Below are 21,181 nucleotides of genomic sequence, written 5' to 3' on the forward strand. Positions count from 1 at the left end.
TATTAACTCTGCTATATGTTACGTTAGAAACATTTCAGCAGTTTTTGCAGTCGATTTGATCTAAGCAAGGAGTAAAATCACATACAAAAAAAGATGATCCGAAAGCCATACGGCTTCGAATCATCTTTATATAGGTAGAACCATTCCACTTCAATCTGCTCAGAGCGTTTGTGGTTTGGACTGTTGATTAGATAAAAAGAATAAAGCGACCCAGATCAAGGCAAATCCGAGAATCTGCGGGATAGTGACCAGCTGTTGGAACACAATCCAGTTGATGATTACTCCCGTCATAGGAAAGCTGAGTTCAGCCAATGTGGCGAAGGAAGCTTTGGTCGTGCTAAGTCCTTTGTAATACAACAACATACTAAGAAGTCCTGGCAGCAAAGCTTGCAGCAATAAATTAACCGCAATAGCTGCCGATGCACCAAACCCGCCATGAATCTGCCACGGAGCACCTTCTAGCGTAGTGATAACGAAAAGTAAAGGAAGCGCAAGGATAAACCGCAGCGAAGTCACTGTCTCATATTTCATAGAACCGAGCAGATAACGTCCCATGACTGTCGATCCCCCCCACAGTGCAGCTGCTCCCAAGGCCATCAGACTGCTAACCCCAATAAAGTTATTCACATGTCCGAAAGGGATACTCCAGCCAAAGGTCAGCAGATAGGTTCCTACCAGCGCCAACACAATGAGTGGTCCGAAATTTTTTGGCAAACGTTCTTTAAGAATTAAAGCAGCGAGACCGATAGCGAATATTGGCTGAAGCTTTTGCAGTAACAGCACTGCATTCAAATCCCCACTGGAAAGTGCCATCGTAAATAGGATCGTCGCCCCGGCAGAGCCTCCCCATGAAACAATCAATAAAGCACCAATCTGGCGAAATCCAATTCCTTTAAGATCCGCCCGGTGACGCCAAAGAACAGGTGAAGCAGCCAAGAAAAGCACCACATGCTCCAGAAGAACAATTTGCGATGAGGTTAAGGATTTTAACAGGATGATACGAAAGAGCGGATCAACGCCCCATAATGCTGCACCAATCACAACGAGCCAAAATCCACTGCGTAGCGCTGATGTACTGCCAACCTTAGTTGATGATGAAGCTGTAACATTACTCATAATTTCCTTCTCCTTGTCGATACAAACCCTCGATAAGAGACCAAAAACCCCCGAATTACCAAATAGGTAAACTCGGGGGCATTATCAATAAAGACGTACAAGGATAGACTCCTAGCGTCTTTATCTTATGATCCTCTCCCATCCGGACTTTACCGTCGGCTCTGGATTTACACCAGATCAGTCACTTCTCTGCAAGCAGAACAAGTGAGTCGCGGGCTCAGTTCGCTTTGAACATTACCGCCGGTCGGGAATTTCACCCTACCCCGAGAATCTTGTATTCCGTTGTTTTTTTCACAATCTCAGAATAAACCTCTTCTTGCCATTCGTCCAGTACTTTATGAAAATGTACACATTACTTTCATGTTTCGCAGCATTTTATTACATGTTTGTTCGTAATTGTTCTACTGCTTCATCCAAAAAACTTCTGTATAATGAAATTATGTTGATTTTTCCATAGTTTAGTAATCATGTCGAGGAGGTTGTTATGAAAGAAGCATTCTGGACGAAATTATTGTTCTCCATTTTTGCCGTTGGAGGAATAGCTTTTTTAGGATTCATAGGTGCTATAATTACTGCGCTTTACGGAGGACTGCTGTTTTATACCCCACTTGTGGCGATCTTAGCGATCGTATTAGCCATCTATGTTGTACTCATCATATTTGATGTATTGTCCCGAAGAACAAGCAATATTGTATTGTTATCTATCCTCGGACTTAGTCTGCTCGCGACCGCAGGATATGAGATCAAGCAAGCGTACGTCAACAGAATTGCCATGGTCGATGATCGGGAGGTTAATCTGCTACAGTATGAACCCTTTGCTGAGAAGACCAAAGCAGTGAATCTGGACGAACCTTCTTCCTATCATATCGATAGCGATCTCCCAAGATTGGACGGCGCAACCGCACTTTATCCACTATATTCAGCTTTCGTTCAATCTACTTATCCTGAGGGTTATTATAATCCGTATGATTTTCAAGCAAGTCAAGTAATTTGCAGCAGCACACCTGAAGCTTACAAGAGATTAATTGAAGGAGAAACCGATATTATATTTGTAGCGGCTCCGTCAATTGCACAACAAAAAGAAGCTAAGCGCAAAGGTGTCGAACTGAAGCTAACGCCGATCGGCCGCGAGGCCTTCGTATTTTTTGTAAACAAACGAAACGACGTAACCGGACTTTCCACCGCTCAACTTAAAGATATTTACGCAGGCAAGGTCACAAATTGGAAAGATGTAGGCGGAGCTAATAACCGAATCCGTGCTTTTCAACGGCCTGAAGATAGCGGAAGCCAGACGATGTTGCAAAAGTTTATGAAGGACACTCCACTCATGAAGCCACCTCAAGAAGACGTAGCGGATATTATGAGCGGTATCATTCAACAAACCTCCAGCTATCGTAACTATAAAAATGCACTGGGCTACAGCTTCTTATTTTACGCCTCAGAAATGAATCGAAACGGGGAAATAGCCCTGCTGGCCATCGATGGTATCCAACCAGACAAGGAAAGTATTCGTAGTGGACAGTACCCTTTGGCAACAGAATTTTATGCAGTGACCGCGGGAAGCGACAACCCTAATATTCAGTCCTTTCTGGATTGGATTCAATCTGCTCAAGGTCAGAAATTGGTAGAGAAAACAGGTTATACATCGTTAAAATAAAATCTCTCTAGCAAATGAGAGCTATCCCAAATGTTTGGGAAGGCTCTTTTTCTAATTTTATACCGAAAATTTTCCTTTTTATCTGTTGTAGAGCGCAACTTTTGGAAACTATTGTCGTTTATACTTTATACGAGCCTTAAACGGCATCAAAGGAAGAAAAAGTAAGAATTGCTAGAGACCAATAAACGGGGATGGTAGGGATTGCAGATGAAAAAGTTTGGTTTTTTGGCGTTACTGCTGCTTTTGTTGGTGCTGGTTCATCCAGGAACTGGTTATGCCGGCTCTGCGGAAACACACATCAACCTAGACGGCAACGATCTTAAGATTTCAAAAGAAGCACAGGTACAAATTGTAAATGGCAGTGTAATGGTTCCTCTTCGTGTTGTTGCGGAACAGCTTGGTTATACCGTGAAATGGGATAATGTGACCAAGACGGCGATCATTGAGCAAAAGGGAACTACTTTAAAGCTGATCGTGGATAATACGATGGCAGAAGCTTCGGGGAAACAAGTCAAACTGGACAACCCTCCGTTTCTCAGTGGCAGCACAACCCTTGTTCCTTTAAGATTTGTTGGGGAACAGACAGGAACTACTGTCGGTTGGGACAATGTAACCAAAACCGTATATTTAACCTCTCCAGTACCTGAGATTGGGGGAAGCGATCCGGAAATTACGGTTCCACAACCCACTCCAACAGCACCTTCGGACAACGGATCAAACGGAAATACAGCAACTGAAGGGAATAGCTCAGTAGCTACAGTCACCAATCTTAGCTTCATCGATAACCAGCTGGTTATTGCAGTGAACGGCAGTATAAAACCTACCATGTTCACTATGACAGACAAAGACCGAATTGTCGTGGATTTACCGAATACTGGCTTTGGAACCGACTTCCATCAGAATCTGTCCGTAGGAAAGAACCAAAGCGGACAGTTAACGGTTACTGACTATCCTAATGTCTCTGCCGTTCGCTATTCATTGTTCAGCAGTTCCCCATCTACCATTCGGATCGTCATTGATCTAAACAGCGCTAATAGCTACAGTCTGATAAATGCTAATGATGGACTTATTATTGTGGATCTTAATGGGACTAGCGTTACGCTTCCTGAAACCACCTTACCAGAAGTACCGGTTACAACTCCTCCACATTCTACCGGCAACACAGACAAGAAGATAATCGTCATCGATGCAGGACATGGTGGGAAAGATCCAGGGAGTTCAAGTGTTAACAAGCTTAAAGAGAAAGATTTCACCTTACCGACATCACTGAAAATTGCAGAATTACTAAAGAAAGAACCAAATATCGAGGTTATACTCACGCGCAGTGGCGATACATACCCAACTCTACAGGACAGATCTAACCTCGCCAACAATGTAAAAGCCGATCTATTTATCTCTGTTCATGCCAATAGTATTCCGGCGGGCAGTAAAAGTAACCCTAGTGGCACAGAGACCTATTACACACGCAATGATAGCTTATTATTCGCTCAAACCGTTCACAAATACCTTGCAGTTGCTACAGGACTGCAGGACCGAGGGGTTCGTCAAGCAAACTATCATGTAACAAGAGAAACCAAAATGCCAGCAATATTATTAGAATGTGGTTACTTAAGCAATACCCAGGATGAAGCATTGCTGTTTACCCCGGACATCCAAAATAAAATAGCCGAAGCAGTAGTTTTAGGAATCAAAGAATATTTAGGTCGTTAAAAAAATGGGTGTCCCATTAGCCGTTTAGGCTGATAGGACACCCATCTTTTATTCGGTAGCGGTGTTCCAAACACTCATTCGTTCCCGCAGATTCGAGGTATGCAGCTCCAGCTGTATACCATCTGGATCTAGAAAATTGACCGTCCAGCCTATTCCCCGTTTGATCGGCCCTCTAATTATGGGCACATTCTGGGTTTGCAATCCTTGGACGGCTTCTTCAAAATGTTCCTCTGCAATACTAAAAGCGATATGGTCTATCCCAACCACATTATTTGCAATCGCCATATAATCAGGCTTTTCAAGAAGACATATCCAGGCACTTCCCCATTCCAGATAAGCATCAGTTTTACCTCTATGAACTAGCTGAAGGCCCAGAATTCCTGTGTAGAAATTCAGGGAATTTGCTAAATTACTGACATTTACGGTCACATGGTTAAAACCTTCTACCTGCATCTTTATTCAGCCTCTCAATCTTCTTAAGCCAGCATAGTGACAATTCTTTTGCGTTTCTCTGACTCAGGATCATAAGCTACATGCGTATCTTCATCAAAGATCAAGGTAGCCCGTTCCTCCAGATTGTATTTCGGCCATACCCTCTCTGCTGTAGCCGGATTTCCTTGATGAGCGAAAGCAATCCAAGCGTCATGCATAACTTCAGCCAACTTCTGCATCGTTGGATTAATTTCTGCCCTAAGATGGGTTAGATGAGATAGATTATTAAAGGCATAAACGATTTCTGCACTATGCACAGCTTTATTTAACAAAGGATGACCTGGGATCGTGCCGTCAAAACGGTACATCCAGACTGGTGCATAATTCAATTGGTTTTCCGCCAGAGACACCGAGGTTGCCCAGAAGTAAAGATCCGTTAGAATTTCAGCTTGTCCCTCCCAGGTGGAAGAATAATGGTTAGCAATTTCCTTCAGACTCCCAGTACCCATCATCTGCTCCAGCGCCTTGAGTGATTCGTCAAAGTCTGCCTCAGGTGATTCTTCTCTGAAGAACAAGTTGCCCTCATCACGATTGGTTCCGATCAATAGCGGAATACCATGTGCCGATCCTTCTGCCACAGCCTGTGCAGGTTCTACAGGAAGTGTATCCCCATCAATGACAGGCTGAAATAACATGCCAATTGAGCCACCCGTTAACTTTTTAGTCATTCTTGCGGCTGCATCGATAATTTGTTCAGAAGAAAATGTTTGCAGAAGACTGGCATCTCCATCTGGGGCAATCCCTAATTCAGCTAGCAGTGCAGCTGCAATGTACTTTCCTTGCACGTTAGGCAGCGTCTGAGCAGCCCCACTTTGCATAATCGCGCCAGCGAACAACCCCTTCGCTGCTGGCATAGCCAAAAGGGCTGCGATACTCATACTCCCTGCTGACTCTCCGAATACAGTTACCCGCTGCGGGTCCCCGCCAAAAGCAGCAATATTCAGTTTTACCCATTCCAGCGCAGCAATTTGATCCAATAATCCTTGATTAGAAGCAAGTCCATGGCCAAATGGAGACAAATTCATGAATCCAAATGGACCCAGCCGATAGTTAATGGTCACTAAAATTACTTTGCCTCGCTCAGCGAAGCTTGTGCCGTCAAACTGCGGCTGACTTCCAGCCCCAGTCACAAACGTCCCCCCGTGAATCCAGAACATAACAGGCAGGGGCTCATCATGAACTGCTGGCGCCCAAATATTTAAATACAGACAATCCTCGGAATGAAGCGGCGTCTTGCCACCGAACCGAGTACCTCTCGTATCCGCTGGCTGATGACTAACTGAACCAAATTCAGAAGCATCTCTAATCCCATCCCAGGCCTCTGGTGGCTGTGGTGCACGAAACCGAAGTTCTCCAACAGGTGGGGCTGCAAAAGGGATCCCGCGCCAAATGTTCACGTCCCCCTCCTGTATTCCTTGAAGCTTACCGTAAGAGGTTACTGCTATTGGTCCTCCCATTACATTTCACCCTTCCACATTATTCCTTATTCTCTTCAATCTGTTTATATAAGCCGGATCGAAACCGGAACCATTCAAAAAGATGTGTAAATACCACCTTAAGTACCGCATAACCCGGAACTGCAAGGATAATCCCCAGAATCCCAAACATTTTACCTGCGAATATAATTACAAAAATAATGGTTATCGGATGAATCTTCAACGTCTTGCCCATGATCTGTGGTGAGATGAATTTTCCTTCAATCAGCTGAACAGCCGTCCACACGATAATCATCTTCAGCAGCATAAATGGAGAAGTGACCATCGCCACAATTAGGGCAGGTGTAATCGCGATTGCCGGGCCCAGATAAGGAACAACTGCTGTACAAGCAGCAGCAATAGCCAGAACGAGAGAGTACTCCAAACCAATGATTAAATAGCCAATATAGAGCAGCAGACCAATACAGCAGCTGACTATAATTTGCCCGCGTATGTAAGAGGATACCTGACTGTTCATCTCCGACATGACCATACGAGTCTGCGGCTGCAGAGAAGTAGGTACAAACTTCAGAATATAATCCGGCAATTTTTTTCCATCGCGAAGCAAGTAGAACAAAATAAATGGCGTCGTTACAACCGCCAAGACAATCTCTGTAAGGGCTCCTACAAAGCTGCCAACACCTGTCAGGGCATTATTCAGAAAAGAACTGCCCCACGCCGTTATCTTAGATGTTATCTCACTAAGGTTCGTTCCGATACTATCTTGAACTTGCCCAAAGAACTCCGTTCCGGTCAGATCCATAAACCGTTCTTGAATTAATTCACTATACCTTGGAAAATTGTCGATCAATCCTGATAGCTGAGTCCGTATAATTGGAATGACCATAAACAAAACCAGCGTGATGATACCAGCAATCAACAAATATAGGATGATTATTGCATATACACGTTTTATTCGGGATCTTTTCTCCATCCGATCTACCAACGGATTCAGCAAATAATAAGCTATACCTGCCAGTAATAATGGTGCGGCCACGGTGTGCAGCAATACTGATATCGGCTTAAAAATAAACGGTATTTTGGAGAATACCAGAATATTAATTCCAACCAGCAGCATAATGAGCAGCACTACTACAAATTTATTATTCAGAAAAAATTTTTTGAACTTCTCTGGCCACACCTGCAGCCTCTCCATCGTACCCTCTCCCCTATAAACCATCATATATACTGTGTTATTTCATTCACTTTTTAATAGCATAGTCAACGTTAGCCCTGCAAGTCAAATTTGATGTCCTTAATTAAGCACACAGTCCTATTACGAGTCTGGTCATGATCCGATTCAATCATAATCCTCCCCTGTTTATAAATAAATAACCCTGCACGAGATATTCCTCTGTACAGGGTTAGAACCGCAACTAAAAGGTACTCCCAAGCCTTGCTATTTTTTCTTTTTCCCTTTAGCGTCCTTTTCATTTGAAGCAATCAATTGTCCATCATAGGTGTATAACACGTGATCTTCAAGCTTCTCCCCCTGCAAATGTTTCCGCACTAATGATTTCGCCAGCTTAGGTGTAATCTCTTTGTACCACACACCTTCGGGATAAGCGATCACCACACAAGCATCTGAACATCTTCCATTACAACGGGTCACAGTCGTATGTATAAGACTTTGTGCGCCCTGCTTCTCAATCTCATCTTCTATCGCTTCAGCTACCTCTTCACCTTTGTGTTTCTTGCAGCTGCTACCGGTACATATTAATAAGTGACTTACAGTTCCTTGTAAATTCCAGGTCGTCATGGATGACTTCAACCCCTTCTTATCAGCTAACCCTATTCCGTTCGTGGATTATTTTAAACACTATCATAAGCATCATTATAGTCAATAGTAAGAAAGACTGTTATACTATAAATGAGAATGATTATCAATGAAAAGAAGGGGATTACTACATGCAGATCCAATCCGACGGGATGCCTTATTCATCCCATCCTTTTTATATGCCCCTTCGGGTCATCAGCTTATCGGGAATAACCAACTACACAGCCTCAAACATTTCTTCTACTAATTCCAGCCTTATGATGATCTGGGATGGGAAAGGTTTTCTTGAAATAGACGGTAAGCTACACAAGGTCATGGCCGGAAGCTTAATAGCCCTTAGTAGTTCTTCTTTATTGAAGATGGAACCTGAATTACAGTTAAAGGGGATATGGATGGAGTATTCCTGTATACCCCAGAGTAAAGATGAGGACATTTTTATAAATGACAACTCCCCTGTCCACCATGCCTCTACACGTTTGACAGCCTTGGCAGGTGAGCTTTACAGTGCTTGGATAGACGCTGATAAGCAAAAGCCGTTTAGGGTCCAGCAGCTATTCACCCAGTTCCTAGTGGAGCTTCATAGTGAACTGACATCCCGTAAAGAAAGATCAAGCAGTTGGATGGAGCAAGTGACGGAGTATATAGAAGCTCATTACAATGAAGATATCACACGGGATCAAATGGCTGCTTTAGCTGAAGTGAGCCCTGAGCACTTTTCGCGAGCCTTTCGCAAATCAATAGGTCTATCCTTCAGTGCTTATATTACACTATTAAGAATCCGAAAAGCCCAGCAACGAATTCTCACCAGTTCCCCCAATCTGACTACTTTGGCACATGAGGTTGGTTACGAAGAGGGAACTTATTTGAGCCGAAAATTCAAGCAGCTTGTTGGCGTTTCACCTAAAGCCTACCAGAATAAGAATAAACGGGTCGTTGCCTTGAACTATAATCACACCGCTAGCCTGCGAGTACTGGAAATCATGCCTCAACTCGGGGTTTATTCCGAATGGCAGCATAGCTTGGAACAAGTTCCCGCTTCCAAGCAGCTTCAAATGAGCGAAGGTAAATTTTCATTACTCTATGACTCAGTAGCTGCGGTAAAACCAGACGTCATTATCGGCTACAGTCTACCCGACAATAAGATTCTGACTCCTGTTGCTCCGGTTATTGAGCTGCCCTTTATGCAAATGAGTTGGCGAGAGCAATTTGCTCTGATTGCCGAGGTTGTGAATCGACGACAGCGTGCTGAACAATGGTTAAGTCATTATGACAGACTTTGTCTTACCGCCAACGGGTTATTAAACCATGCAATAGGAATGGAGAGAGGTACGGCTATCGTGTGGGAGGTTAGCTCCCGATCCGCCTACTGTTTCAGTAGCAGCTTCGGCAGAGGTTGCCAAATTCTATACGGTGATCTTGGCTTCAAGCCCCCCTCCGTAATTATTGAAAAAGGGATCACAGATTCCGGGTACTTAGAGGCATCCATTGAGGATATCGTATCGTTCCCTGCTGACCATATTATTATCACCAGCATCCCTTCATCATCTGAGGGAAGACAACGTTTTACTCGCCTACTACATTCTAAAGCCTGGAAGCAATTAGATGCAGTACGTAACGGACGGGTATATATTCTGAACCAAGGTGATATGTTCTACGGATTTGACCCACTGTCCTCACAGGCACAGCTTCAAGAATTGCTACGGGTAATGACATCATAAATTTGCATAAGCTGAGATCATATCCGTCCATAGTAAATACCCGGTGAAGCTTGTAAAGTTCTTATTGAGAATGATAATCAATATACATAGGAGGAACAACAAATTGCATAATCCAGGAAAAAATAGCACCAAACAATCCCATTGGCTTCTTTTTCCCCTCATGCTGGCATTAATTCTAGTCGTATCAGCTTGCGGGAATTCCAATAATTCTGTGGGGAATACTGGCAGTAACACCAGCAACACATCATCGGCTACTACAGCACCTACCGAAACTAGTCAACCAACAGAAACTACGGAAACAGCTGCTCTAAAAAAGGTCACTACTATAAATGGTGATATTGAAATTCCTGTTCAACCTAAAAGGATTGTCGCTGAGGAATATCTGGGCAGTCTGATTGCGCTAGATACCATCCCTGTTGGTGCTCCCGGATTAACACTGGAGAATATGTATTTTAAGGAGGCACTTACTGGAGTTGCAGACACTGGAACTTACGGCAAAATGTCACCTGAAAAAATCATCGCACTTAATCCTGATTTGATTATTTCTGGACAAGCTGAAAGCTATGAAGCACTAAGCAAAATTGCTCCAACCATCGTTGTGCCATATGGTGATCTGAAAGATGCTCATGCCGAATTAACCTATTTCGGAGAACTCCTTGGTAAAGAAGAGGAAGCCAAAAGCTGGCTTGCAGATTACGACAAACGGATAGCTGAAGCTAAAGCCAAAGTAGACAAAGTACTCCCTGCAGATGCAACGTTTTCCATCATGGAAGACGGCGGCAAATCCATTTGGGCCTATGGCGATAACTTTGGCCGAGGCGGACAGCCTGTCTATCAGGCGCTGGGTCGCAAGCCCCCTACAGCTGTGGCCGCAGAAATTATGGAGAAGCAATGGGCGGAAATCTCTACAGAGGCACTCGCTAAATACGCAGGAGATTATATTATCTTAACTTCCAATAACCGTACAGAAGCTGATTACAAAGCTGATCCAATCTGGAGTAGCCTACCCGCTGTCAAAAATGGCCATCTCTATGTATGGAAAGAAGAACGGTCCTGGTACTATGATCCAATTGCCGTGTTATCCCAGACCGAAGAGCTGGCTGCTTGGCTTACACAATAAAATGCGCTTAAATTAGAATCCCCTACTGCTTCCAACAACGTTGGAGCTGTAGGGGATTTGTTATTTCTTTTGACTACAAAAACACTCAAGAGGTAATAATACATTTAGCCTAAGATTAATCTAGCAAATGGAGTTGATCATTATGAAATTACTATCACTATATTTCATGCTTGCTTTTATGGGGTTGCTGATGGCAGTAATCATCGACCTTTTATCAGGAGAAACCCTCACCACTTCAATGCGGACGATCTATGACTCCTTTGCAGCTACAAGCATACAGGAATCAATAACTATGCTCGTTTTTATCTCCTTACCTTTTGTTAATACAATTACATCCTCTATCCGAAATAGGAGCAATAAATCCATCAAATAAAATAAACTAACCTATGCTTCCTAATTTTCTGCGGATGTAATGAACGATAAACAAGAGAATAGGTACAGCGGCACAGAAATACGGCAAAATATATTTCAGAAATATCCTTCCTTCGTCCATATGTATCGGATAATTCGCTGAACTAATAAAAGCCCCGAACAAAACAACAATACCAACGGGAACAGCGAGCTTCCTGCTGTCTTGCACCTTGAATAGATCTGCAGTGACTACCATTGCAGCATAGCAATATACTGACATTTTAAAAAATACTCCAATGATTAAGGTTAAGAGCACAAGCGCGTCCAAACGTTGAATGAAATTAGCCAGGTTTACTAACGTTATCGTAGTGAACATCGGAAAATTGGCTCTACTGTAGATTTCTGTTCCTAGAACGGATATTTCGATGGCATGGGTAAAACTGAGTAATAATCCGCATAAAGTCATTGCGATGATTCCGGTTCTTTTTGCTACCTTGGTTTTTTTGATATGAGGTAAAATCGTAGTGAAACATACCATCTCCCCGAACGGAAATAGCCATATATTCAGATAGGCTGATTTTAATGCATTCTTCCAATCCGAGGCCTGTAACGGAAACAAGTTATCTAGTTTTACAAGTCCGGCGGCAATAACCAAAAAGCAACTGGTCAAGCCCAACAATATTATAATCAGCATATAAATCTCAGCTGTCCGCGCAAACACCTCAATCCCCTTGTTTAAGATGTAAATTACCGCAACAACCATCATTGCATAAATGATGAACACGGGTGTTCTGTCGTAAGAAGCAGCTATTAACAACTCACCTGATTCATGCAGATTTCGGGAGCCATTGAAGAGAAGGATTGGAATGTATGTTAAGCTTAACGGCCAGCCTATAACATTGCCCAGTATCTTTCTTGTATACCCGCTAATAATCATGCCCGGATATTGCCGGTATAAATAAACATAAATCAAATACAAAAGAAGTCCACCGGGCAAAGCTAACAGAATAGCAATCCAGACAGCATGGCCACTTTCAAGTCCAATCGGTACCACAAGGGCCGTTCCCAATTCAAACAAAAAAATCAAAGCAAATAATTGACTCGCGCTGATGGTTTCTTTTTTCATAAAGTGGCCTTCTCCCACCTTTCTCAACTAAACCCTGTCATTTTTCCTTTAACAATTGCGGCTCTAATCTCATTCCTACACTGCGAATATATGCCTCCACAGAAACGTCGACTTCCGCTTCCGCGAACACTGACTCCCAATCGTCCTTAACAGTCTCCCATGCTTTTGGATTTGTGCGCTTCAGTTCATTCCCAAAATTGAAAATATCGCATTTCATAGTTTGAGCAGCCTGTAAGGCTTGGGTTATTTCCTGTTTAGTTTTAAGAGCCACTTGTTGTTCCAATTGAACGATTACCTCTCTATCACTTAGCTCAATATAACTCTGAGTCTCATTAAGTGTCCCCTCTTCCACAACATTCACATGAATGACGGGTATTTTATTGCGGAGTTCAATCTTAATTTTTGTTTTTGAATAATTAATGTTCACAGCTATCGAATCTTTAGCCTCATCTGAATCTACATTAATACTGGTTTCATTAATCTCGTTCTGTACCCACAGTGCCCCCCGGGCAAGAGGTCCATCCAGCCATCCCTGAAGAACCCCTTTTTTCAATACGCTTAGCCCGCTCATTGTGACAAGTGCTTTTACTTGAGTTTGCTCCATCCCGGATTTTTTAGTTCCTTCTTCAGCGTCTCCAAGAATTCTGGCTCCGGATATCACCACTGACCCTTCCCCACTGATACCATTAATTAGCTCAAAAACATTGATATCCCGGCTTTCTCCATATATTCTAGCGGTATTTTTACTCTTTTTAATAATCCCAATTGCAGGCAGGCTTTCTACGGGAAGCAATAGTTTCAGAATAGAGGATGCTTCCGTATCTCTGGCTACAATAACATTCGTGTTGAGCCGCAGCTCATGGGACCTTTCAAAGATGTCAAAAATCCCATCAATACCGCTCTTCACTGTAGATTCGCCTAAAACTAATAGCTGCGTGTGTGCAAAAAACATCTGTCTTGCCGCCTTTTTTGAAGTCTTGCGAAAAGCACCAAAGATCGTACGGTCCGTAGAAGAATAAATAGTGACCGTGGGTTGTCCGGTGCTAGCTCCTGCACTTGTGGCTGTTGAGGATGGATTCACAATCTGAAAAGTAACATGATATTCCTCTTTATTCGGCACTTTATCCACACCTATACCGGTCACAATGCCTAAATTGTTTAACTCCCGACTGTTCCAGCAGCTTGTCAGCAACATTAAGCAGCATATACAAATAAATGAACGCATCATCCATCCGACCTTCATTTGCCACTCCCCGGCTTTCCATCATTCACCTTAAGTCGAGTATTATTTTTTTGGCTAATAAGACGCGGCCGAGTTTTCATATATTTCAAGGGCACACGCAAGATCGCGTCCTTCTGATTCTCAGCGATAAAAGGACCAAACGGAGACATATATGGAAAACCCAACGATTTCAAGCTGCACATATGAGCAACCAAAATAAAAGTAAAGATCGTTATTCCATAAAGCCCCATAAAGGCTGCGATAAACATAATGATGAAACGCAAGATGCGTATGGAAAGAGCCATATTAAAAGCAGGAGTAGCAAAGCTGGATATTCCTGTAAGTGAAACTACAATAACCATTGCAGGAGAGACAATACCGGCTTGTACGGCTGCCTGTCCTAACACTAAGCCCCCAATGATCGATACAGTTTGACCTATAGGGGATGGCATACGAATTCCTGCTTCACGTATAATCTCAAAAGTAAATTCCATCAGCATAGCCTCAATAAAAGCCGGAAATGGAACCCCCTCCCTTTGCGAAGCAAAGTTAATAAGTAGGGCTGTTGGGATCATTTCTTGATGAAAATTTAGAATCGCAATAAAGAGTGCTGGGCCAAATAACGAAATAACAAGGCAAATAAATCTCAATAATCGGATCAAAGTCGTAATATCATAACGCTGGTAATAATCTTCTACGGCATGTAAAAACATAAAAAAGGTTGTAGGTGCAATCAGCACAAACGGGGTCCCGTCCACAAAAATAGCAACTCGTCCTTCTAAAAGATTTCCTGCAACACTGTCAGGACGTTCCGTATTATATAATGTTGGGAATGGGGAAAAGGGAGTGTCTTCTAAAAATTGCTCAATGTATCCAGATTCCAGAATCCCGTCTATATCAATGCTTTGCAGCTTAGTTCTGAGCTCCTGTAAGGTATTATCATTGACGATTCCATGAATATACATAATAGATACATTCGTTTGCGTGACGTCACCTATCTTCATCGACTCTACCCAGAGATTAGGGCTTTTTATTTTCCTGCGCACTAGAGAGATATTCGTCCCAATAGATTCTGTGAAACCTTCCTTGGAGCCACGAATGGCTACTTGAGTTGTAGCGTCCGATACCGTTCTAACCTCACCGCCGCTTGTATTCCCTCTGATAGCTTCCCTTATCCCGTTGACCCAAAGAATGGTATCTCCAGAGAATAAAGCCTCAAAAAGCACATCCCAATCTTCAAGCGTCTGTTCTTCTCCGATTCCTCTCGCCACTTCTTTCATATACAAAAAGATATCTTCAGCGGATTTTACCACCGGGTGTTCTTCACTTAGTTTATCAAACGACATCGCATGCTCCACAAACTCGTTGACCCTCAATTTTTCTATTAATCCCTCAATATATACGGCAGCTACCTCAACCTGTGTGGTTATGGATTTAATTCTACGAATAACAATATCAGGGCTATGGCCAAGCCTTTCTTGAAGCTCTTTAAGATTATCGTCCAAAATAGTAGAGTTAAAGGGATCCATCATTAACACCTCCTGCTCATACTATTTGTTCTACACCGCTTTTTTATGCAACAAATGGAATCTATAACCTCGCTTAACTTGGAATATGAACACGCAAAAGGGATGTCCTTGAGCTACTATAGCTCCGCGAACATCCCCTTATACTCTTTTGAAATTAACTTATTGAAGAGACTTCAGCAACGTAACTATCTCATCCAGTTGCTTGTCCAGCGCATAAGCATCGGAGAGATAATACGTTTTAAGATCGTAGGTGAATACATGACCCGCCTTAACAGCAGGTAGGCTTTGCCAGAAGACACTGTCCAGAATGTCCAGCTTATCCTGCTCCACACCACGGCTGAAGCCTTGGAAGATATAATCAGCTTCTTCTAAGTACTCGGGCAACGCTTCGAGTGAGAGGGAAGCCCAGCCTTCTTTAAAGGCTGCCTCTTGGACAAGATCAGGTGCATGCAGCCCCAATCCGTTATATATAATCTCTCCACCACGCCCATATGACGAACCATATAAATACAGCTCTTTACCGGCAATTTCAAAGATCGCCACTTTTTTATCAGCTGCGATCAGATCAGCCAATTCCGCTTTCTTCGCTTCCAGCTTCTGATTGAAATCCGCCACCCACTTTACAGCCTGCTGCTCCTTGTTCAAGATTTTCCCGATCTCGATCAATCGTTCTTTATAGTCGTATTTGCCCCAATGAATAAAGACCGTTGGAGCAATCTTAGAGATTTGCTCATAGGTATCTTCCTGATAAGTGATAATCAAGTCCGGTTCGAGGCTTGTTATTTTCTCCAGGGACACCGTCATGTCATCGCCTACAACTTCTACACCTGTCAGCGCCTCTTTGAAATATGGATGGTTCAGGATGTCATTCCCGGCAACGGCAATGGGCGTCACGTCAAGCGTCAGAAGATCACCAATAAAGTCTTGTACCGGGATCACAACTCTTTGTGGATTGCGTGGAATCTGCACCGGGCCTTTATCGCTTTCGTATGTCCAGTACTCTGCATCAGCAGCCGGCTCCGAGCTGGCAACTACAGAATCATTAGTGCTTTTAGCCACTTCGGCCGACGTGCTAGCTGGAGCATTCCCCTGATTAGCTGCTTGTCCGCATGCGCTCAACAGCAGCACCAGCGTAAGCATAACGGCTATCATGCTTGTTTTTCCTAACGATATTATTTTGTACAATGTAAATCCCCCTTGAGACTTTATATTATTATGATATTGATAATCAATATCATTTAGATCTTTGTTTAATATACCGTCTCCGCAGGAAAACATATATACACGCTAATACATCAATTTTGCTATGGACGATTGTCAGCTTAAATTATGGCCGGTTAACAAATCTGTCTGTATCTCCAATTGGCGTTCGAGCGCAAGCCCTTCGCTGCCCCAAAATTCCTCAAGCTTCAGGTAATATATGCGTCCATTCCTGAATGCTGGAAGATTGCGCCAAACCGCACTTTTACTAATCCGTTTACGCGTCTTCGACATCCAGTCCTCTTGTCCTGATACGACCACAAACATATGGTCAGCCGCATATATTGGCAATTCCGACAGTGAGATGCATAAATGATCATTCCGCTCCAGAACATCTGACCTTACCTTGTCCGGTGGAGTTAACCCCAGCATTGGATACAGATTGTACACCCCGCGGGCTGTATGATTCCAGATATAAATACTGTTATCTTGCCTAATCTCATACACCGCTACCGTTTCACCAGATTCAATTAGTGAGGACAAGCGCTGCTTGGACAAATCTATTTTCAAATGATAGTGCCTTATCCATGCCTCTGCCCGCTCCTCTTCACCCAGCAGTCTGCCGAACAAACGAATCTGTTCCAGGCGGTCCATTTTATCACACTCTACCGTAACGAGTGGCCCCAACTTCTCCATGCATTTAAGCTGACGGGGGCTCAGATAGGTTGGTGCAATAACTAAATCGGCTTCCAGCCCAGGCCATTCCGCTTCCTCCGGACATCCCTGCAGCTCAAATGATCGTACACCCGCCAGTTCCGGCAGCAAAAGCAAGGAGTAATTCATCACATCTTCTTCAACTGCGACAGGCTTCACACCCAGCGCAAGTAAATCCCCTAAAAATTGCAACGCTACTATCCGCTTCGGTTTGGGACGCAAACGGAACTCTGTTGGGGTCATCCCGGTGACTTGCTTGAATTTGCGGCTCAGATATAGTCCATCTGTATAGCCTACTTTTTGCGAAATTTCCTGTATGGTTGCTTTGCTGGACATCAAGTGTTTTTTCGCTTTATTTACTCTTAAATGAGCTACATATTCGGTGAAGCTCCAACCCGTCTGCTTGCGGAACCATACTGAGAAATAACGAGGATTGAAGCCCATTATTCGAGACATCATCTCCCGCGTAATCTCCCTTTGGAAATTCTGGTGGATATAAGAGAGCATTCTGAAATATGAACTATCCGTAATGTCTGCTTCAGCGTCAGCCTCTACGACCAGTTGATGTAGCTGATACAGCAAGGATTGAATTCTATCTGCCTGTGCTTCTAAATTATTGGCAGCAACGTCTTCCAATTCGCTGAATAAGCGAGTTATTTTATTCGTCGTACGTATAGGTAAAATCCCATTGACCGGAAAAATTTCACGGCAAAGTCCATAGACCAATTCTTGCTCCGTGCTATTGCTTAGCCCATATACCTCATAGGAAATTGCTAGAACAGAGATAACAGTCTCTAATGGAGCATTAATTTGATATGTCGCACCTGCGCTTAGAAAAAGAATTTCACCATTTTTAAGAGATACTGTCTCTCCTTCTATGGTTATTTGAATGATAGCTTCTATTGGTGTCAGGAAGAGTGGGGACTGGGCAATTTGGGGTTTACTGATGTGACCGCCACCGCATTGGCGTTTCCCTACCTCTTTTAACAGATAAATTCTATGAACCGGGTTATTATTTGATAGCTTCATTCCTGCTCCCTTCCAGACTGCTAGACTTAATAACCCATAAAATATAAAGCAAGCGTATAAGGTTTCTCTCCGCTCGAAATGGATAAGATCCCCTATACGCCTTATATAAAACTTCAGATTTTATGGTTTGAGAAGCCTCTATCCTTAGTGGTCGTCAACGACTCCAAGCGCTTTATTCTTCTCTTTGAACCGTTCATTGTGAGAAGATACGTAAGCGACTTTGGCCGCGGTTGGGTCTATGTACAGCTTAGCGCTATTAAGCGCCAGAGCCGCATCAGTGAAAGTACCTGCGATCAAACGAACCTTGCTTGCATAATCCACAAAGTCACCTGCTGCAAATATACCCGGAAGATTGGTCTCCAGCTTATCGGTTACATTCGCACACCACTCGCCCATATCAAGACCCCATTCTTTTAACGGACCAAAATCGCTTTTCAGACCATGATTCACAATGACAGCATCCACTTCAAACTGCTCTGTTTCACCTGTCTCTATATGACTGATCGTAACCTGATCTATCGTTTCACCATTACTGCTGTGTAATTGGCTTACTGCATATGGCGCACGGACATTGACTGAGGATTCCTTCATCCGTACAATGTTTTTCTCATGCCCGCCAAACTGTTCACGACGATGTGCAATCGTCACACTTGCAGCGATAGGCTCCAATTCATTCGCCCAATCTACTGCGGAGTTGCCTCCACCGGAGATTAGCACTCTTTTACCGCGGAACGGCTCCAGCTCTTGAACGGTATAATGAAGATTTGTCACCTCATAACGATCTGCACCTTCAATTTCAAGCTTTGCCATCTGCAGAATTCCGTAACCAATGGCCAAAATGACTGTGCGGGTCCAATGTTGTTCCCCAGTAGAAGAGGTCAGGATGTACGTTCCATCCTCTTGTCTCTCTTGATTCATAATTTGCTGACCCAGCACAATAGTCGGATCGAAGGTTTGAGCCTGCTCCTTGAGCTGACCGATTAGTTGATGACAAAGAGTTGGGGTTACGCCTCCTACATCCCAGATCATTTTTTCGGGATAAATAAGCATTCTTCCTCCGAGCTCATCCTTCGCTTCAATTAACTTTGTCTTCAAGTCTCTCATTCCGCTATAAAAAGCTGTATACATCCCAGCAGGTCCGCCACCAATAATGGTTACATCGTATAATTCCAGTTGTTTATTCATTGTGTCCCTCCAAAATTATATTCTAGTGATCCCTTCAGCTACTTAAGCTCCAAACTGCGCTTCATGCAATCGGCTGTAAATTCCGGCAGTCTGCAGCAGTTCCTCATGCTTACCTTGTTCTGCGATGCCACCTTCCGCAACGACAACAATCCGGTCCGCATTTCTGATCGTTGCAAGGCGATGAGCAATAACAAGTGTTGTGCGTCCCTCAGACAACTCTGCGAGCGCCTCTTGTATAGCGGACTCCGTTTCAGTATCCAGTGCAGATGTAGCTTCGTCCAGAATGAGAATCGTCGGATTCTTCAAGAACATCCGGGCGATGGACAACCTCTGCTTCTGACCGCCAGAAAGCTTGACGCCTCTCTCTCCGATCATTGTATCCAGCCCGGCGGGCTGAGATTTAATCAGTTCTTCCAGCTGAGCGCGCCCTGCAGCCTCCCAGATTTCTTCATCGGAAGCTCCCAATCTGCCGTAAGCAATGTTCTCACGAATAGTTCCGTCAAACAGGAATACATCTTGTTGTACAATCCCGATATGGGAACGAAGTGATTCCAACGTCATGGAGCGAATATCTATTCCATCAATAGAGATGTTGCCTTCGCTTACATCGTAAAAGCGTGGCAGCAAGCTGCAAAGTGTTGTCTTACCAGCACCGGATGGACCCACAAGCGCAACGGTCTCTCCTGCTGAAATCGATAAGTTCACATGGGTTAACACCTTTTCTTTATCACTATAAGCAAAAGCTACATCCTGGAAGGTTATATTCCCTGACAGATGAGACACTGGCTTAGCGTCTTTTGCGTCATCAACATCCGGCTCCGTCTCCAGCAGTTCAAGATAACGTTTGAAACCAGCGATCCCTTTAGGATAGGTCTCGATGACCGAATTAATCTGTTGCAAAGGTCCTAAGAAGACATTAGACAACATCACAAAGGCAATAAATTCACCGTAGGTCATCTGCTTCTGGATTACAAAATAGGTTCCGCACACAAGAACGAATAACGAGACCAGCTTCATGAGCACAAAGCTAAAGGATGAATTCCAAGCCATAATTCGGTAGGTCATTAGCTTCGTAATACGGAAGCGTTCGTTATTAACTGCAAAGCGGGAAATTTCATGATTCTCATTAGCAAAAGCTTGCACAACACGGATCCCGCTTACATTGTTCTCTACGCGTGCGTTATAGTCAGCAATGTCCGCGAACATGATGTGGAACGCTTTTGACATTTTGCGACTGAAGTACATGGATAAATAAATCATCAGCGGGACAATTACAAAGGTCAGAATAGCTAATTGCCAATTAATGCTAAGCATGATACCGAATACACCCAGCAGCGTCATCACTGCTATGAATAAATCTTCAGGACCATGGTGGGCAATCTCACCGATATCCATCAGATCATTTGTCATCCGTGAGACCAAATGGCCTGTTTTATTATTATCGAAGAAGTTGAAAGAGAGCTTCTGTACACGATCAAACAGCTTTTTTCTCATATCCGACTCGATATTAATCCCCAGCTTATGCCCCCAATAAGTGACGACAAAATGCATAAAGGCGCTGACGATATAGATCCCCAGCAAACCGAGGCAAGAATAGAGAATCCATTTCCAATTCCCACTTGGCAGCATATCATCCACTACCCGGTTAACGGCCAGCGGGAAGACTAGTTCCAGCAGTGCAGCAGCAATAGCACAGGAGAAGTCAAGAATAAACAATCCCTTATAGGGTCTATAGTAAGCAAAAAAACGACGCAACATTG

At 43.5% G+C, this 21,181-nt stretch carries 17 protein-coding genes and 1 riboswitch; of the genes, 5 read left to right on the forward strand and 12 right to left on the reverse strand.

Going from position 1 to position 21,181, the window contains the following annotated elements:
• Positions 1–159 precede the first annotated feature (159 nt).
• Positions 160–1,116, reverse strand: coding sequence for a DMT family transporter (locus tag NST25_RS21360; protein ID WP_340392427.1), 957 nt, complete (start codon positions 1,114–1,116; stop codon positions 160–162).
• Between the two features lie 126 nt (positions 1,117–1,242).
• Positions 1,243–1,391: riboswitch (FMN riboswitch) on the reverse strand.
• 209 nt (positions 1,392–1,600) lie between these two features.
• Between NST25_RS21360 and NST25_RS21365 the strand changes: the two genes are divergently transcribed.
• Both NST25_RS21365 and NST25_RS21370 read left to right on the forward strand, forming a co-directional pair.
• Positions 1,601–2,773: a substrate-binding domain-containing protein gene (locus NST25_RS21365; protein WP_340392429.1), complete on the forward strand. Its 1,173-nt coding sequence runs from the start codon at positions 1,601–1,603 to the stop codon at positions 2,771–2,773.
• 207 nt (positions 2,774–2,980) lie between these two features.
• Positions 2,981–4,483 (forward strand): N-acetylmuramoyl-L-alanine amidase family protein, encoded by a 1,503-nt coding sequence (locus NST25_RS21370; RefSeq protein ID WP_340394448.1) that lies wholly within the window; start codon positions 2,981–2,983, stop codon positions 4,481–4,483.
• Positions 4,484–4,531: 48 nt separating this feature from the next.
• On the opposite strand, the gene NST25_RS21375 is transcribed toward NST25_RS21370, so the two are convergent.
• From NST25_RS21375 to NST25_RS21390, 4 genes are all read right to left on the reverse strand, one after another.
• Positions 4,532–4,936 carry a VOC family protein gene (locus NST25_RS21375; RefSeq protein WP_076306175.1) on the reverse strand — a complete coding sequence of 135 codons (405 nt, stop codon included), beginning with the start codon at positions 4,934–4,936 and terminating at the stop codon, positions 4,532–4,534.
• Positions 4,937–4,959: 23 nt separating this feature from the next.
• Positions 4,960–6,432, reverse strand: a complete 1,473-nt coding sequence (locus NST25_RS21380; protein ID WP_340392430.1) for a carboxylesterase/lipase family protein — start codon at positions 6,430–6,432, stop codon at positions 4,960–4,962.
• A 19-nt stretch (positions 6,433–6,451) separates the two neighbouring features.
• Complete coding sequence (locus NST25_RS21385; RefSeq protein ID WP_076127413.1) at positions 6,452–7,606, reverse strand: AI-2E family transporter; 1,155 nt, start codon at positions 7,604–7,606, stop codon at positions 6,452–6,454.
• Positions 7,607–7,849: 243 nt separating this feature from the next.
• Positions 7,850–8,209 carry a (2Fe-2S) ferredoxin domain-containing protein gene (locus NST25_RS21390; RefSeq protein ID WP_340010768.1) on the reverse strand — a complete coding sequence of 120 codons (360 nt, stop codon included), beginning with the start codon at positions 8,207–8,209 and terminating at the stop codon, positions 7,850–7,852.
• Between the two features lie 149 nt (positions 8,210–8,358).
• On the opposite strand from NST25_RS21390, the gene NST25_RS21395 reads away from it, so the two are divergent.
• From NST25_RS21395 to NST25_RS21405, 3 genes are all read left to right on the forward strand, one after another.
• Positions 8,359–9,945, forward strand: coding sequence for an AraC family transcriptional regulator (locus NST25_RS21395; protein WP_339168915.1), 1,587 nt, complete (start codon positions 8,359–8,361; stop codon positions 9,943–9,945).
• 103 nt (positions 9,946–10,048) lie between these two features.
• Positions 10,049–11,065 carry an ABC transporter substrate-binding protein gene (locus NST25_RS21400; protein WP_339168917.1) on the forward strand — a complete coding sequence of 339 codons (1,017 nt, stop codon included), beginning with the start codon at positions 10,049–10,051 and terminating at the stop codon, positions 11,063–11,065.
• Positions 11,066–11,207: 142 nt separating this feature from the next.
• On the forward strand, positions 11,208–11,438 hold the full coding sequence (locus tag NST25_RS21405) for a hypothetical protein (RefSeq protein WP_076220622.1): 231 nt from the start codon (positions 11,208–11,210) through the stop codon (positions 11,436–11,438).
• Between the two features lie 6 nt (positions 11,439–11,444).
• Here the strand turns inward: NST25_RS21405 and NST25_RS21410 are convergent, their stop codons facing one another.
• From NST25_RS21410 to NST25_RS21440, 7 genes are all read right to left on the reverse strand, one after another.
• Positions 11,445–12,542 (reverse strand): GerAB/ArcD/ProY family transporter, encoded by a 1,098-nt coding sequence (locus NST25_RS21410; RefSeq protein ID WP_339168920.1) that lies wholly within the window; start codon positions 12,540–12,542, stop codon positions 11,445–11,447.
• Between the two features lie 37 nt (positions 12,543–12,579).
• Positions 12,580–13,785 (reverse strand): Ger(x)C family spore germination protein, encoded by a 1,206-nt coding sequence (locus tag NST25_RS21415; protein ID WP_339168922.1) that lies wholly within the window; start codon positions 13,783–13,785, stop codon positions 12,580–12,582.
• Positions 13,782–15,296 (reverse strand): spore germination protein, encoded by a 1,515-nt coding sequence (locus tag NST25_RS21420; protein ID WP_139329852.1) that lies wholly within the window; start codon positions 15,294–15,296, stop codon positions 13,782–13,784. Before NST25_RS21420 ends, NST25_RS21415 begins: the two co-directional genes overlap by 4 nt.
• Before the next feature lie 156 nt (positions 15,297–15,452).
• A complete protein-coding gene (locus NST25_RS21425) occupies positions 15,453–16,478 on the reverse strand; it encodes an iron-hydroxamate ABC transporter substrate-binding protein (protein ID WP_339187884.1) in 1,026 nt (341 codons plus the stop codon).
• A gap of 132 nt (positions 16,479–16,610) precedes the next feature.
• Complete coding sequence (locus NST25_RS21430) at positions 16,611–18,236, reverse strand: helix-turn-helix domain-containing protein (protein WP_076192280.1); 1,626 nt, start codon at positions 18,234–18,236, stop codon at positions 16,611–16,613.
• Between the two features lie 144 nt (positions 18,237–18,380).
• Positions 18,381–19,421, reverse strand: a complete 1,041-nt coding sequence (locus NST25_RS21435; RefSeq protein ID WP_076129508.1) for an NAD(P)/FAD-dependent oxidoreductase — start codon at positions 19,419–19,421, stop codon at positions 18,381–18,383.
• A gap of 42 nt (positions 19,422–19,463) precedes the next feature.
• Positions 19,464–21,179 (reverse strand): ABC transporter ATP-binding protein, encoded by a 1,716-nt coding sequence (locus NST25_RS21440; RefSeq protein WP_339187885.1) that lies wholly within the window; start codon positions 21,177–21,179, stop codon positions 19,464–19,466.
• Positions 21,180–21,181: the final 2 nt, after the last annotated feature.

It is taken from the genome of Paenibacillus sp. FSL E2-0190 (assembly GCF_037992965.1).
Lineage (GTDB): Bacteria > Bacillota > Bacilli > Paenibacillales > Paenibacillaceae > Paenibacillus_AQ > Paenibacillus_AQ odorifer.